Genomic DNA, 16,379 nt, shown 5'->3' with positions numbered 1-16,379 from the left:
GAAGAAGCGGGGTCGTCGGCATCAGGCGGCCAGCGTCGCCAGTTGCGACCGGACGATGTCCAGGCTCTGCTGCGCCAGATAGCTGCCCCGCCCCGCCACGCTGCCGTCCAGATCGGGGCGCTCGCCGATGGCGAGACAGCGTTCCCACGCCACCTGGGCCAGCGGCAGCCAATGGCCGATCGCCTGCGCGGGATCGGCCAGCGCCCGGTCGAACAATATGTCACCCAGCACATAAAAATAGTCGGGGGACTGCGGCCAATGCGGGAACTCGGCATCGGCCAGCGCCAGCGCTTCGTCGCGCCGCCCCATATAGGTCATCAGCGTCATGGCGCTCGTCACCAGCGGATGCCGCCAGCCCGCGTCGCGCGGCGCGGTCGCAAGCGCACGTTCCAGATAGTCGCAGGCGGTGGGCAGGTCGCGCCGGGCCTGCGCCTCCATGCCGAGCTGGAACAGGAGATAGGGATTGTCCGGCTGTGCGGCGAGTTCGCGCTCCAGCAGCCGGTAGTTGCGGTCGATCTTCCTGGCCTTCTGGGCCGACAGATAGCCGTCATGCCCGACATGGATCGGCGTATTCGCGCGCGGCAGGGATGAGATGACCTGCTCATGGACCCGCCCCTCATAATAGGCGCCGCGCGGCAACAGTCGCGGGAGCCAGCTGCGCGTCGGATCGGCGCTGCCGTTCACGCTATTCTCGATACAGACGGCCCCCAGCCGGGGCGGCCCCGCGCACCAGCGGCGCAGGTCTTCGCCGCCCGCGCTGATCCACTCGTCCGCATCGAGCATCAGGTTCCAGTCGGCATCGGCGCAGGCCAGCACATGGTTCCGCGCCTCGGCAAAGTCGTTCGGCCAGGCAAGGTGATGAACCTCCGCCCCGGCGGCCTTCGCAATCGCGACCGTCCCATCGGTCGATCCGGTATCGAGCACGACGATCCGGTCCACGAACGGCGCGACGCTGTCCAGACAGCGCGCCAGGCAGCGCTCCTCGTTGCGGACGATCAGCGTCGCGGCGATCCTGGACGATGAGGGCCGATGGGCAGTGGGCAACATGGCGGACGGTCCTCGAGGCACAGGAGATTACCGTCGACGCTATCACCGCCCCCGTGAAGATTTGCCTAATGCGGCCGCAACCCTATTTCGCCAGCCGCCCATCCTCCAGCGCCGCCATCTCGAACGGAAACAGGATGTCGGGGTCCGGCGCCTTCACATCGTCCGCAATGTCGGCGGGGGCGATCTGGTGGAGGATGTGGCGGATGATCGCGATCCGGGCGTCCTTTTTGTCGTCGGCGCGCACGATATGCCACGGCGCGAAGGGCGTATGGGTGCGGGTCAGCATCGTGTCGCGCGCCGCCGAATAATCGGCCCATTTGGCCTGGGCCACCTTGTCCATGTCGGACACCTTCAGGGCCTTCAGCGGATCGGTTCGCCGCGCCTCCAGCCGTTCTTCCTGTTCCTTCTTCGAGATGTCGAGCCAGATCTTGACCAGCTTGATGCCGCTTTCGACCAGCATCCGCTCGAAGTCGGGGGCGTCGCGCAGGAACGCCTCCTGCTCGGTGGCGGTGGAGAAGCCCATGACGACCTCCACCCCGGCGCGGTTGTACCAGCTGCGGTTGAAGATCACGATCTCGCCCGCGGCGGGCAGGTGGGTGGCGTAACGCTGGAAATACCATTGGGTGCGTTCGCGATCGGACGGCTTGGGCAGCGCGACCACGCGGGTGGCGCGAACCGAGAGATGCTCGGTGATCCGCTTGATCGTGCCGTCCTTCCCCGCGCCGTCGCGTCCCTCCAGTACGATCACGACGCGCTCGTCCGACCCCGCCATCGCCATCTGGGTGCGCACCAGCGCGAGTTGCAGTGACTCCAGTTCCTCTTGGTAATGTTTGCCCATCGTCCGTCCTTTCACGACAGAAAACACCCGAAGCCGCAAAAGTGGCAAGTGCCGCGTGACCCGTGTAAGCGAAGCCCATGCCCGCTACCCCCGCCTGGCCGCCGCAATCCACGCCCCGCCTGTTCGTTGACCAGCCTCTGGCCGAGGGGCCGATCCGCATCGACGGCCCGGCGGCGCATTATCTGGTGTCGGTGATGCGCACCAAGGTCGGCGATCCGGTCAAGCTGTTCGACGACCGCACCGGCGAATGGCTGGGCGTCGCCGCCTCGGTCGGCAAGCGCGACCTGACGCTGGACGTGACCGAACTGCTGCGCGCGCGCGAGGCGGTGCCCGACCTGTGGCTGTGTGCCGCGCCGCTGAAGAAGGGGCGGGTCGACTGGCTGGCGGAAAAGGCATGCGAGCTGGGCGTGGCGCGGCTGGTGCCGGTCGTCACCCGCCGCACCGTGGTCGACAAGCCCAATACCGAGCGGCTGCGCGCGCACATGATCGAGGCCGCCGAGCAATGCGGCCGCACCGCCCTTCCGGAGGTGGCCGAGCCGGTAAAGCTGGCGGCGTGCCTGCGCGACTGGCCCGAGGGGCGCGCACTGTTCTTCGCCGACGAGACCGGCGGCGTGCCCGCGCTGGAGGCGATGCGGGCGCACCAGGGCCCGGCCGCGATCCTGATCGGCCCCGAAGGCGGCTTCGACGCCGAGGAACGCGAGGCGATCCGCGCCCATCCCTCCGCCATCGGCATCGGGCTGGGGCCCCGCATCCTGCGCGCGGATACGGCGGCGGCGGCGGCGGTGTCCCTCTGGATGGCGGCGGCGGGCGACTGGCGTTGATTCACCCTATGGCGTGGACGCTTCCGCGCGCGTAAGGCGCGGTTCATGAGCACCAAGACCGCGAGCACAGCCAAGAGCGCCATCATCGAGTCGCGCGACCAGTTGATCGCCAGCTTCGCGCGCGGCGAAAAACCCAGCGATCGCTGGCGGATAGGCACCGAGCACGAGAAGTTCGTCTATGCGCTGGGCGACCATCACGCGCCCTCCTATGACGAAGCATCGGGCATCCGTGCGCTGCTGGGCGAGTTGGAGCAATATGGCTGGGCTCCGGTCATGGAGGGCGGCAACGTCATCGCGCTGACCGGCGCGGACGGATCGATCAGCCTGGAACCTGCGGGCCAGTTCGAGCTGTCGGGTGCGCCGCTCGACAATCTGCACCAGACCTGTGCCGAGACGGGGCGCCATCTGGCCCAGGTGAAGGCGGCAGGCGACAAGCTGGGCGTTGGCTTCCTGGGCCTGGGCATGTGGCCGGACAAGACCCGCGCCGAGCTGCCGATCATGCCCAAGGGCCGCTATGCGATCATGCTGCGCCACATGCCGCGCGTCGGCTCGCTGGGGCTCGACATGATGCTGCGGACCTCGACGATCCAGGTGAACCTGGATTACGCGTCGGAAGCCGACATGGTGAAGAAGTTCCGGGTCGGGCTGGCGCTGCAACCGCTGGCGACCGCGCTGTTCGCCAACTCGCCCTTCACCGAGGGTAAGCCCAACGGCAAGCTGTCCTTCCGCAGCCATATCTGGTCGGACACCGATCCCGCGCGCACCGGCATGCTGCCCTTCGTGTTCGAGGACGGCTTTGGCTATGAGCGTTACGCCGACTATGCGCTCGATGTGCCGATGTACTTCGTCTACCGCGACGGAAAGTACATCGACGCGGCGGGGCTGTCGTTCCGCGATTTCCTGAAGGGCGAGCTGTCGGTCCTGCCGGGCGAGCTGCCGACGATCGACGACTGGAACGATCACCTCTCGACCGCCTTCCCCGAGGTGCGGCTGAAGACCTTCCTGGAGATGCGCGGGGCCGATGGCGGGCCGTGGAACCGCATCTGCGCGCTGCCCGCGCTATGGGTCGGGCTGCTCTATGACGATGGCGCGCTGCATGCGGCCTGGGACCTGGTCAAGGGCTGGTCGCTGGACGAGCGGCAGGCGCTGCGTGATTCGGTGCCCGAGCTGGCGCTGGATGCGCCGCTGCCGGGGGGCGGACGTCTGCGCGATATCGCGGGCGAGGTGCTCGACATCGCCCATGCGGGCCTTGCGGCGCGGGCGCGGCTCAATGGGGCGGGGGATAACGAGACCGGCTTCCTCGACCCGCTGCGCGAGATCGTCCGTTCGGGCAAGGTGCCCGCGCAGGTGCTGCTCGACCGTTATCATGGCGAATGGGGTGGGGATATCTCGCGGGTTTATGGGGAAGCGAGTTTTTGAGGTTTCGGCGTAGGCTTCGACTTCGCTCAGCCTGAACGGCTTTAGGGGCTATCAAACCCCGTTCAGCCTGAGCGAAGTCGAAGGCCAAGGGACTAACGCCGCCCAAAAACCCAGCCAAAGAACCGCGGTACCGCTCCATACCGCTCCATCCAGTCATAATAATCCCGATACGCCGGATCGGCCGACAAATGCCGCTCCTCCGTCCGCGCCCGCCAGTAATAGATCCCGCTGACCACGCCGAGCAACAGCGTGCTGCGCGCGGCATCCACCCAGGTCCCCGTCGACAGGATCGGGATCGTCGCGATCCACCAGAAGAGGTTCTTCGACAGATAGGCCGGATGCCGCGACACCGCATAGGGCCCATGAGTCAAAATCCCCCGATGCGTCAGGTTGGAAAAACGGATGCCGAACGCCACCGTCGACCACGCATAGATGGCGGTCAGCGCCACCAGCACCGCGCCGATCGCCGTCAGCACGATGGGATGCCCCGCGAACCAATAGCTCCACTCGGCGGTCCCCGGCCGATAGTTGAGCGGGCCGTTATCCCCCATCAGGATCGTCGGCGGGTAACAGATCAGCGCCGCCGCCCACGCCGCCGCATAAGGATTGGCCGAGCGGATATGCGCATCGAGTGGCCGCATGGTCAGCATATAGCCGACCGTCGCAAAGGCCACGTCGATCAGGAACATCAGTGTGATGAGCCAGTTGGCCAGCGCCACCGGGTCGTGCAACACTACCGACAGGTCGCCGCGCACGAACATCGCAAAGCCGCCCGGCACCACCCCCAGCATAAAGGGCAGGAAGAACGCCTTCACCGCCCAGGCCCGCAGATGCGAATAGATGGCGTGCCGATCCACCCCCGGCTGTCCGGTCAGCCACGCGCCGAGCATCCAGGCGCCGTCCTTGGGCTCGACCAGCCGCCGGTCGAGCCAGATCACATAGGGAATGGACAGCAGGAACAGCACGGGCGCCATCCAGCCCAGGCACCACATGGCAAAGGCGAAAATCCCTTGCCAATAGAAGCGCCCTGTCGCGAAGATCAGCGCGATCCCGCCGAACGTCGCCCAGAGCCCGGCCAGCTTGGTCAGACTGATGTCCAGCGTCTCGCGACAGGGGCGCGGATTGGCCCAGTCGATCCCGGTCGAGGCATGGCGATGCACCTTGTCGACCAGCACCGACCAGAGCAGCATCGGCACGCCCGCACAGACCAGATGGATCAGCGCCGCATAAGGGCCGTCGAGATGCTGCCACCGGGCATAGCCGATCCAGCCGAGCGAGCCCACCAGCCCGGCCAGCCCGACCCCCGCACTGACGGCGGAGCGAGGACGCGGCAGGCGCGGAACAGGCGGGGCGGAATCGACCATGGCAAACGGGCCTTAGCGTATTCCGGTAAGCAAGGCGTTAGGAAGAGACGCGCCGTCCGTTTCATACTCCCTCCCTCGCCCCTCTTTGAGGGGAGAGGGTTGCGCAGACTTGGGCTTTGCGTAAGCAAAGTCCTAGTCGAAGCTGGGTGAGGGGTGAGCGTTCGCGGGACGCGAGCGCGCGAGCCTTTGGCTCGCTCAACCCCTCACCCAAGCTGCGCTAGCCAGCATGCTGGCAAGCTCCGCTAACCCTCCCTATCCAGGGGAGGGGGAAGGAAGATAAGGAGGAAATGTCAGGGCAAACCGAGCGTTTCTCCCTCACAATCGGCAGAACGTCCTTACCGCGCGTAACGCCATGACGGGTTGTCGCCTTGCCCAAACTCCGCCACATCGGAAAGCCGATGACCGTAGCCACGCCCGCCACCCGCTCGCTTGCCGAAAGCCATCGTTCGATCGTCGTGCCGGAGGGTGCGTCCTTCCTGCGGCGGTTGTTCGCCTTTGCCGGGCCGGGCTATCTGGTCGCGGTCGGCTATATGGACCCGGGCAATTGGGCGACCGACATCGCGGGCGGATCGGCCTATGGCTATGCCCTCCTCTCGGTCATCCTGCTGTCCAACATCATGGCGATGATCCTGCAGGCGCTGTCGGCGCGGCTGGGGATCGCCGCCGGGCTGGACCTGGCGCAGGCGTGCCGGGCGGCCTATTCCAAGCCCGTCTCGCGTATCCTCTGGCTGCTGTGCGAGATCGCGATCATCGCCTGCGACCTGGCCGAGGTGCTGGGCACCGCCATCGCGCTGCAACTGCTGTTCGACCTGCCGCTGGTCTGGGGCGTGCTCATCACCGGGCTGGACGTGTTCCTGATCCTGGCGCTCCAGCGTTACGGATTCAGGAAGGTCGAGGCGTTCATCATCGCGCTGCTCCTCATCATCGGCGGCTGTTTCCTCTATGAATTGATCGCCTCGCGCCCCGATGCGGGGGCGGTGATGGCCGGGTTCATCCCCACGGCGCGCATCGTGACCGACCCGGCGATGCTCTACATCGCGATCGGCATCCTGGGGGCGACGGTGATGCCGCATAACCTCTACCTCCACTCCTCGGTGGTGCAGACGCGCGCCTTCGACGAGTCCGAGCATGGCAAGCGTGACGCGATCAGGATGGCGACGATCGACAGCACGGTCGCACTGTTCTTCGCCTTCTTCATCAACGCCGCGATCCTGATCGTGGCGGCGGCCACCTTCCATGTCGCCGGGCGTACCGACGTCGCCGAGATCGACCAGGCCTACCGCCTGCTCGCCCCGATGCTGGGCGCGGGCGCGGCGAGCGTGGTGTTCGGCGTCGCGCTGCTCGCCTCGGGCCAGAACTCGACCGTCACGGGAACGCTGGCCGGGCAGATCGTGATGGAGGGCTTTCTCGATCTGCGGCTCGCCCCCTGGCTGCGGCGGCTCATCACGCGCGGCCTGGCCATCATCCCCGCCGTGCTGGTCGTGGGGGCGAGCGGTCAGGCGGGCGCCACGAAGCTGCTGGTCCTCAGCCAGGTGATCCTCAGTCTCCAGCTGCCCTTCGCGGTGGTGCCGCTGGTCCGCTTCACCGCGAACAAGGGGATGATGGGACCCTTTGCCAGCCCCGCCTGGCTGCGCATCCTGGCCTGGATCATTGCGGCGATCATCATCGGGCTGAACCTGACGCTGCTATGGGGTCTGGCGACGGGCTGATTTCGTCTCGCACATGCGAAGGAATGCCGCGTGACTTCGCTCTTCACGCGGTTAAGCTGGGCGCGACTGGACCCACAGGGACGCCCGAATCAATGACGACCACCATCACCACCCTGCATGTCGACGACACCGGGCCGCTGGCCGACGCGATCGTCGACACGCTGGTGCACCGGATCGGCAAGGATGCCGCCAATGCGCGGCCGCACGACTGGCTGGCCGCCACCATCCTGACCGTGCGCAACGACATCATCGAACGCTGGATGGCCTCGACCCGCGAAGCCCATGCGGCGGGCGCCAAGCGGATCTATTATCTCAGCCTGGAGTTCCTGATCGGGCGGCTGCTGCGTGACGCGCTGTCCAATCTGGGGGTGATGGCGCAAGTGGCGGGCGCGCTGCAATCGCTGGGTGTCGATCTGGCCGAACTGGAGGAGATGGAACCCGACGCCGCGCTCGGCAATGGCGGCCTGGGGCGGCTGGCGGCGTGTTTCATGGAGAGCCTCGCCAGCCTGGATCTGCCCGCTTACGGCTATGGCATCCGCTATGTGAACGGCATGTTCCGCCAGCGGATCGATGACGGCTGGCAGGTCGAACTCCCCGAAACATGGCTGAGCCACGGCAATCCCTGGGAGTTCGAGCGTCGCGAGAGTGCCTATTTCGTCGGCTTCGGCGGCGAGGTGATCGGGACCGAGACCGGCGCGGTCCATTGGAAGCCCGCCGAGGCGGTCGAGGCGGTGGCGGTCGACACCCCCGTCGTGGGCTGGCGCGGGAAGCGGGTCAACACGCTGCGGCTATGGACCGCACAGGCGATCGACCCCATCCGGCTCGATCGGTTCAACGCGGGCGACTATAGCGGCGCGCTGGCGGGACAGCTGGCGGCAGAAACCTTGGTCCGTGTCCTCTATCCATCGGATAGTTCGCCCGCGGGCCAGGAGCTGCGGCTGCGGCAGGAATATTTCTTCTCCTCCGCCTCGCTCCAGGACATCGTTCGGCGGCATATCCAGTATTTCAAGGATATCCGCACCCTGCCCGATAAGGCGGCGATCCAGCTGAACGACACCCACCCCGCCGTCTCGGTCGCCGAGCTGATGCGGCTGCTGGTCGATCATCATGACCTGGGCTTCGACGAGGCGTGGGACATTACCCGGCGCACCTTCGGCTATACCAACCACACGCTGCTGCCCGAGGCGCTGGAGAGCTGGCCGCTGCACCTGTTCGAGCGGCTGCTGCCGCGTCACATGCAGCTGATCTATGCGATCAACGCCAAGCTGCTGCGCGAGGCGCGGGGCATGGAAGGTATCGACGACCGCGCCATCGCGGCGATCAGCCTGATCGATGAGGGCGGCGAGCGCAGGGTGCGCATGGCGAACCTGGCCTTTGCGGGCAGCCACAGCGTCAACGGCGTCGCCGCACTGCACACCGAGCTGATGAAGCAGACGGTCTTTGCCGACCTGCATCGCCTCTATCCGACGCGGATCAACAACAAGACCAACGGCATCACCCCGCGCCGCTGGTTGCAGCAATGCAACCCGCAACTGACCGCGCTGATCCGCGAGGCGATCGGGCCGGGCTTCGAGGATGACGCGGAAAAATTGATAGCGCTCACGGAATTTGCGCAGGACGCGAATTTCAGGGAACGCTTTTCGGCGATCAAACGTTCCAACAAAGTGGGGCTTGGGAATTATCTTCGGGAATCGACGGGACTTCGGGTGGACCCCGATGCGCTGTTCGACGTCCAGATCAAACGCATCCACGAATATAAGCGCCAGCTGCTGAACATCATCGAGACGGTGGCGCTCTACGACCAGATCCGCAGCCACCCCGAACGTGACTGGACGCCGCGCGTCAAGCTGTTCGCCGGGAAAGCCGCGTCGAGCTATCACAACGCCAAGCTGGTCATCAAACTGGCCAACGACGTCGCCCGTCGGGTCAATTCCGACCCCAGCGTCGGCCATCTGCTGAAGGTCGGGTTCATCCCCAATTACAATGTCAGCCTGGCCGAGAAGATCATTCCCGCCGCCGACCTGTCCGAACAGATCTCGACCGCGGGCATGGAGGCGTCGGGCACCGGGAACATGAAGTTCGCGCTGAACGGCGCGCTGACCATCGGCACGCTCGACGGTGCCAATGTCGAGATCAAGGAGCATGTCGGCGACGATCACATCGTCATCTTCGGCCTGACCGCCGACGAGGTCGCCGCCAAGCGCCGCGACGGCTATAACCCGCGCGAAGTGATCGAGGGCAGCCCGGAGCTGCGCCAAGCCGTCTCCGCCATCGCCTCGGGCGTGTTCTCGCCCGACGATCCCGGCCGTTATGCCGGGCTGATGGGCGGCCTCTACGACGGCGACTGGTTCATGGTCGCCGCCGATTTCGATGCCTATGCCGCCGCGCAGCGCAGCGTCGACACGCGCTGGCAGGACCAGGCGGGCTGGGCGACCTCGGCCATCCACAATGTCGCGAAAGTCGGATGGTTCTCCTCCGATCGCACCATTCGGCAATATGCCGAGGAAATCTGGAACGTGATGTGAAGCCACCCCGTGCCGCTCTGGATGCCCTGATCGAGGGCCGCAACGCCGATCCGTTCGCGTTGCTGGGACCTCATGAAGGGCCGGGCGGTACGTTCCTGCGGGCGCTGGTGCCGGGCGCCGAGGCGGTCACCGCCTTCGACCTGTCCGGTACGACCCTGGGCGATTTGGAAAGCGTCGATGCGCGCGGCCTGTTCGAGGGAGCCGTCAAAGGCCCCGCCCAGCCGGTCAAGTACCGCGCCCGGGGCCATGGCGCGGAGTGGTGGATCACCGATCCCTACAGTTTCGGCCCGGTACTGGGGCCCCTCGACGACTTCCTGATGGGCGAAGGCAATCACTTCCGCCTGTACGACAAGATGGGCGCACACCTGATCGGGCATCAGGGCGTGGCGGGGGTGCATTTCGCAGTCTGGGCGCCCAATGCCGAGCGGGTCGCGGTGGTCGGCGACTTCAATGACTGGAATCCCGGCCGCCACGTCATGCGCCGCCGCCTGGATGTCGGCGTTTGGGAAATCTTCATCCCCGATATCGGCGAGGGGCGCGCCTACAAGTTCGCCATCACCGGCCCGCATGGCGCGGACCAGCCGATGAAGGCCGACCCCTTCGCCTTCGCCGCCGAGCTTCGTCCCAAGACCGCCTCGGTCACGACCGCGCCGCCTGCCCATGTCTGGCAGGACGTGGCCCACCGCGAGCATTGGGCAAAGATCGACCCGCGCCGCGTGCCGATCAGCATTTACGAGGTTCATGCCGGATCGTGGGACCGCGATGAGAATGGCTGGTATCTCAGCTGGGATGCGCTGGCCGACCGGCTAATCCCCTATGTGGTCGAGATGGGGTTCACCCATATCGAATTCCTGCCCATCTCCGAACATCCCTACGATCCCAGCTGGGGCTATCAGACGACGGGCCTCTATGCCCCGTCGGCGCGCTTCGGTGATGTCGAGGGGTTTTCGCGCTTCGTCGACGGCGCTCACCGCGCCGGATTGGGCGTGATCCTCGACTGGGTGCCTGCGCACTTCCCCACCGATGCGCATGGCCTGTCGCATTTCGACGGCACCGCGCTCTACGAGCATGAGGATCCGCGCCAGGGTTTCCACCCCGACTGGAACACCGCCATCTATAATTTCGGGCGGCGCGAGGTGGCGAGCTTCCTGGTCAACAACGCGCTGTTCTGGCCCGAGCGTTATCACATCGACGGGCTTCGCGTGGATGCCGTCGCCTCGATGCTCTATCGCGATTATAGCCGCAAGGACGGCGAGTGGGTGCCCAACGAGCAGGGCGGCCGCGAGAATTGGGAGGCGGTCGAATTCCTCCGCCAGGTCAACCGCCAGGTTTACGGCCAGCATCCCGGCGTCTTCACCGTTGCCGAAGAATCGACCGCTTGGCCCGGCGTCTCGGCACCCGCGCACGACGGCGGGCTGGGCTTCGGCTTCAAGTGGAACATGGGCTTCATGCACGACACGCTCCAGTATATGGCGCGCGAACCCGTGCATCGGCGGCACCATCATGGCGAGATCCTGTTCGGCCTGCATTACGCCTTCGACGAGAATTTTGTCCTGCCGCTCAGCCATGACGAGGTGGTGCACGGCAAGGGCAGCCTGCTGACCAAGATGGCGGGCGACGACTGGCAGAAATTCGCCAATTTGCGCGCCTATTACGCCTTCATGTGGGCCTATCCGGGCAAGAAGCTGCTCTTCATGGGCCAGGAATTCGCCCAGCGCGAGGAATGGTCGGAGGATCGTCCGCTCGACTGGCATCTGCGGTGCAGCCATGCGCATGAGGGCGTTCGCTCGCTGGTCCGCGACCTGAACCATCTCTATCGCGACACGCCCGCGCTCCATGCCCGCGACTGTGAGCGCGAAGGCTTTGAATGGCTGGTCGCCGACGACAGCGCGCAATCGGTCTTCGCCTGGCTGCGCAAGGCACCGGGCGAGCCGCCGGTTGCGGTCATCGCCAACATGACGCCCGTCGCGCGCGCGCCCTATCGCCTGCCGCTGCCGCATGACGGCCGCTGGACCGAAGTGCTGAACTCCGACGCGACCCAATATTGGGGCTCGGGCCTGGGCAATATGGGCGGCGTGGATGCGAAGGACGGCGCGGCCTGGGTCACGCTGCCGCCGCTCGCCACCGTCATCCTGCGCTTCGATGGCTGACGCGCAATCGAATTTGCCTGGAATAACAACGCACCGATCAAGCGTTGCGACACTAACATACGGACAGGAGACGGACGATGGACCACAGGCGCGGACAACCGCTGGCGCGCGATGCCATGGCCTATGTGCTGGCGGGCGGTCGCGGCAGTCGCCTGATGGAGTTGACCGACACCCGCGCCAAGCCCGCCGTCTATTTCGGCGGCAAGGCGCGGATCATCGACTTCGCTTTGTCCAACGCGATCAACTCCGGCATCCGTCGCATCGGCGTGGCGACCCAGTACAAGGCGCATTCGCTGATCCGCCACCTCCAGCGCGGCTGGAACTTCCTGCGCGACGAACGCAACGAGAGCTTCGACATCCTGCCCGCCAGCCAGCGGATCAGCGAGTTTCAATGGTATGAGGGCACCGCCGACGCGGTGTTCCAGAATATCGACATCATCGAAAGCTATGCGCCGGAGTTCATGGTCATCCTGGCGGGCGATCACGTCTACAAGATGGACTATGAACTGATGCTCCAGCAGCATGTCGACAGTGGCGCCGACGTCACCGTCGCCTGCTTGGAAGTGTCGCGCGAGGAGGCCAGCGCGTTTGGCGTGATGCATGTCGACGAGACCGACCGCATCGTCGATTTCGTCGAAAAGCCCGCCGATCCGCCGTCCATCCCCGGCAATCCGGGCGTGTCGCTGGCGTCGCTGGGCATCTATGTCTTCCGCACCGCCTTCCTGTTCGAACAGCTGCGCCGCGATGCCGAGACGCCCGGCTCCGCCCGCGACTTCGGCAAGGACATCATCCCCTATCTGGTCGAACACGGCAAAGCCCAGGCGCACCGTTTCTCCGCCAGCTGCGTCCGATCCGAGGATGAACCCGGTGCCTATTGGCGCGATGTCGGCACAGTCGACGCCTATTGGGAGGCCAGCCTCGACCTGACCGACGTGGTGCCGCAGCTCGACCTCTACGACCGCAGCTGGCCGCTCTGGACCTATGCCGAGATCACGCCGCCCGCCAAGTTCGTCCATGATATCGAGGGACGGCGCGGATCGGCGGTGGCCAGCCTGATCGCGGGCGACTGCATCGTCTCGGGATCGTCGATCAACCGCTCACTGCTATCGACCGGGGTTCGCACGCATAGCTATGCGTCGCTGAACGAGGCCGTCGTCCTGCCCTTCTGCCAGATCGGGCGGGGCGCGCAGCTGCGGCGGGTTATCCTTGATCGCGGCGTCAAGATCCCCGACGGACTGGTGGTCGGCGAAGACCCGGTGCTCGACGCTCAGCGTTTCCGGCGCACCGACAAGGGCATCTGCCTCATCACCCAGCCGATGATCGACCGTCTGGCCAACTGAAAGTCCCCATGACCCTTTCCGTCCTGTCGGTCGCCTCGGAGGCGTTCCCGCTCATCAAGACCGGCGGTCTGGCCGATGTCGTGGGCGCGCTGCCCGAGGCGTTGGCGCCGCACGACATCGCCGTCACCACGCTGATCCCCGGCTTCCCCAAGGTGATGCGCGCGATCGGCGAGGACGCACCGCGCGTCCATCACTGGACGCACATCATCGGCACCGACGCCTGGCTGCGCGAGGCGATGATCGGCACGCACCGGCTGCTGGTGATCGAGGCGCCGCAGCTGTGGGAGCGCGAGGGGCTTCCCTATGTCGATACCGCCGGGAACGACTGGCACGACAATTGGCGGCGTTTCGCGGTGCTGGCGCGGGCGGGCGCGGACCTCGCCTCGGGCGCGGTGCCGGGTTACGACTTCGACCTGCTCCACGCGCATGACTGGCAGGCGGCGCTGGCCCCCGCCTTTCTCCATTACGCGCCCGGCCCCGGGCCGGTGGCGAAGAGCATCGTCACCATCCACAACATCGCCTTCCAGGGCTCGTTCGCGGCACACCACTTCCCCGATCTGGGTCTGCCGCCCGAAGCGTGGAGCGTCGACGGCGTCGAATATTATGGCCAGATCGGCTATCTGAAGGCGGGCCTGCGCACCGCCGACGCGATCACCACGGTCAGCCCGACCTATGCCGAGGAAATCCACCGCGCCCAATATGGCATGGGACTGGAGGGCCTGATCGCCGCACGCGCCGAGTGCGTCAGCGGCATCGTCAACGGCATCGATCCCGCCATCTGGAGCCCCAGGGCCGATGCCGCCCTGCCCGCCCCCTTCACCGTCGACACGCTGGACGATCGCATCGCCAACAAGCGCGCGGTCGAGCAGGCCTTCGGGCTGGACGAGGATGACAGCCCGATCTTCACCGTCATCAGCCGCCTGACCTGGCAAAAGGGCATGGACGTGCTGGTCGAGGTGATCGACGATCTGGTCGCGCTGGGCGGACGGTTGGTCGTGCTGGGCACCGGCGATCCGGCGCTGGAGATCGCCTTCGCCACCGCCGCGCTGCGCCATCCGGGCCGCGTCGCGGTGCGGATCGGCTATGACGAGCCGGTCTCGCACCTGCTGCAGGGCGGCTGCGACGCGATTCTGATCCCCTCGCGGTTCGAGCCGTGCGGGCTGACCCAGCTCTATGCGCTCGCCTATGGCTGCGTTCCCGTGGTCGCGCGCACCGGCGGGCTGGCCGATACGATCATCGACGCCAACGAGGCCGCTTTGGCGATGGGCGTGCCCACGGGCCTTCAGTTCGACAATGTCACCACCGACAATATCGTCGCGGTGCTGCGTCGCACAATGAGACTCTATGCCGACCAAGACCAATGGCGGACCATTCAGGTCAATGGCATGAACGCCGACTATAGCTGGCACCATAGCGGCCGCCACTATGCCGAACTCTATCGATCCGTGCTGGGGACCCCATGATCAAGACCGTCGCGACCGAGCCCTATCTCGACCAGAAGCCCGGCACCTCGGGCCTGCGCAAGAAGGTCCGCGTCTTTCAGCAGCCCAATTATGCCGAAAACTTCATCCAGTCGACCTTCGACGCGCTGGGTGACGAGAAAACCGGCCAGACGCTGGTGATCGGCGGCGACGGCCGCTTCCTGAACCGCGAGGTGATCCAGGTCGCGATCCGCATGGCGGCGGCAAACGGCTTCGCCCGCGTCGTGGTCGGGCAGGGCGGCATCCTTTCGACGCCTGCCGCCAGCAACGTAATTCGTCAGCGCAAGGCATTGGGCGGTCTGGTCCTGTCGGCCAGCCACAATCCCGGCGGCCCGGACGAAGACTTCGGCATCAAGTACAACATCGCCAATGGCGGCCCCGCGCCGGAAAAGGTGACCGATGCGATCCACGCCAACACCCGGACGATCAGCCGCTGGCTGACGGTCGAGGCCGATGACATCGACCTCGACGCGCTGGGCGAGGTGACGGTCGGCGACATGACGGTGGAGGTGATCGACTCGGTCGCCGACTATGCCGCGCTGATGGAAAGCCTGTTCGACTTCGCCGCGATCCGACGCGCGGTCGAGGGCGGCTTCACCATGTCGTTCGACGCCATGAGCGCAGTGACCGGGCCTTACGCGACCGAAATCCTCGAAAACCGGCTGGGCTTCGCCAAGGGCACTGTCCGGAACGGCACGCCGCTCCCCGATTTCGGTGGACATCATCCCGACCCCAATCTGGTCCACGCCAAGGACCTCTACGACCGCATGATGGCCCCCGACGCGCCCGATTTCGGTGCGGCGTCGGACGGTGACGGCGACCGCAACCTCATCATCGGGCGTGGACGCTTCATCACGCCGTCGGACAGCCTGGCGATGCTGGCGGCGAACGCGCATCTGGCACCCGCCTATGCCGGTGGCCTGAAGGGCATCGCCCGCTCGATGCCGACCAGCGCCGCCGCCGACCGCGTGGCCGAGAAGCTGGGCATTCCGGCATACGAGACGCCGACCGGCTGGAAGTTTTTCGGCAATTTGCTCGACGCCGGGATGGCGACGATCTGCGGCGAGGAGAGCGCTGGGACCGGCTCGGACCATGTCCGCGAGAAGGACGGGCTGTGGGCGGTGCTGCTCTGGCTCAACATCCTCGCCGCCTCGGGCAAGTCGGTCGATGCAATCGCGCGCGAGCACTGGGCGACCTATGGCCGCAACTATTATGCGCGCCATGATTATGAGGGCGTCGAGAGCGAGCGCGCCGATGCGCTGATGACCGACCTGCGCGGCCGCCTCGCCAGCCTGCCGGACGAGACGTTCGCCGGGTTGACGGTCGAGACGGCGGACGACTTCGCCTATACCGACCCGACCGACCAGTCGGTCAGCCGCAACCAGGGCATCCGCGTCCTGTTCCAGGGCGGCAGCCGCGTCGTGTTCCGCCTGTCGGGCACCGGCACCAGCGGCGCGACGCTGCGGGTGTATCTGGAGCGCTACTCGGCCGACCAGCTCGACCGCGAAACGCCCGAGATGCTGGCGGACATCATCGAAGCGGCGGACGAGATCGCCGGGATCACCCGGCATACCGGCCGCATCGAACCCGATGTGGTGACCTGATCGCCCTTGGGGGAGGGGCTATCGCCCTACCCCCTTCCACCCCGGCGGAGGCCGGGGTCCAGATGCCACCAAGCTGGTGGG

The 16,379-nt window shown here is 66.3% G+C and carries 11 protein-coding genes; 8 read left to right on the top strand and 3 right to left on the bottom strand.

Annotation, left to right across the window (positions count from 1 at the left end):
• Window positions 1–21: 21 nt before the first annotated feature.
• Window positions 22–1,047, bottom strand: coding sequence for a glycosyltransferase (locus AC1GI4_RS12935; RefSeq protein WP_479629776.1), 1,026 nt, complete (start codon window positions 1,045–1,047; stop codon window positions 22–24).
• 82 nt (window positions 1,048–1,129) lie between these two features.
• Complete coding sequence (gene ppk2 / locus AC1GI4_RS12930) at window positions 1,130–1,885, bottom strand: polyphosphate kinase 2 (protein ID WP_479629775.1); 756 nt, start codon at window positions 1,883–1,885, stop codon at window positions 1,130–1,132.
• A gap of 77 nt (window positions 1,886–1,962) precedes the next feature.
• Between ppk2 and AC1GI4_RS12925 the strand changes: the two genes are divergently transcribed.
• Window positions 1,963–2,706, top strand: a complete 744-nt coding sequence (locus AC1GI4_RS12925; RefSeq protein WP_294271101.1) for a 16S rRNA (uracil(1498)-N(3))-methyltransferase — start codon at window positions 1,963–1,965, stop codon at window positions 2,704–2,706.
• 45 nt (window positions 2,707–2,751) lie between these two features.
• A complete protein-coding gene (locus AC1GI4_RS12920; protein WP_479629774.1) occupies window positions 2,752–4,125 on the top strand; it encodes a glutamate--cysteine ligase in 1,374 nt (457 codons plus the stop codon).
• A 92-nt stretch (window positions 4,126–4,217) separates the two neighbouring features.
• Here the strand turns inward: AC1GI4_RS12920 and AC1GI4_RS12915 are convergent, their stop codons facing one another.
• Window positions 4,218–5,489, bottom strand: coding sequence for a methyltransferase family protein (locus tag AC1GI4_RS12915; protein WP_479629773.1), 1,272 nt, complete (start codon window positions 5,487–5,489; stop codon window positions 4,218–4,220).
• A 398-nt stretch (window positions 5,490–5,887) separates the two neighbouring features.
• Between AC1GI4_RS12915 and AC1GI4_RS12910 the strand changes: the two genes are divergently transcribed.
• From AC1GI4_RS12910 to AC1GI4_RS12885, 6 genes are all read left to right on the top strand, one after another.
• Entirely contained in the window at window positions 5,888–7,198 is a 1,311-nt protein-coding gene (locus AC1GI4_RS12910; RefSeq protein ID WP_479629772.1) for an Nramp family divalent metal transporter, read from the top strand.
• A 92-nt stretch (window positions 7,199–7,290) separates the two neighbouring features.
• Window positions 7,291–9,723: a glycogen/starch/alpha-glucan phosphorylase gene (locus tag AC1GI4_RS12905; protein ID WP_479629771.1), complete on the top strand. Its 2,433-nt coding sequence runs from the start codon at window positions 7,291–7,293 to the stop codon at window positions 9,721–9,723.
• Complete coding sequence (gene glgB / locus AC1GI4_RS12900; RefSeq protein ID WP_479629770.1) at window positions 9,720–11,873, top strand: 1,4-alpha-glucan branching protein GlgB; 2,154 nt, start codon at window positions 9,720–9,722, stop codon at window positions 11,871–11,873. Before AC1GI4_RS12905 ends, glgB begins: the two co-directional genes overlap by 4 nt.
• Window positions 11,874–11,950: 77 nt before the next feature.
• Window positions 11,951–13,213 (top strand): glucose-1-phosphate adenylyltransferase, encoded by a 1,263-nt coding sequence (gene glgC, locus AC1GI4_RS12895; RefSeq protein WP_479629769.1) that lies wholly within the window; start codon window positions 11,951–11,953, stop codon window positions 13,211–13,213.
• A gap of 8 nt (window positions 13,214–13,221) precedes the next feature.
• Entirely contained in the window at window positions 13,222–14,676 is a 1,455-nt protein-coding gene (glgA, locus tag AC1GI4_RS12890) for a glycogen synthase GlgA (protein ID WP_479629768.1), read from the top strand.
• The gene (locus AC1GI4_RS12885; RefSeq protein WP_479629767.1) at window positions 14,673–16,298 is read left to right on the top strand and encodes an alpha-D-glucose phosphate-specific phosphoglucomutase; all 1,626 of its coding nucleotides are present in this window, start codon (window positions 14,673–14,675) and stop codon (window positions 16,296–16,298) included. The genes glgA and AC1GI4_RS12885 overlap by 4 nt, the downstream gene beginning before the upstream one ends.
• Window positions 16,299–16,379 lie beyond the last annotated feature (81 nt).

The organism is Sphingomonas sp. 77B, from assembly GCF_056497825.1.
The sequence above is the reverse complement of the archived record's forward strand: the minus strand, read 5'-3'. Positions and strand labels throughout refer to the sequence as shown.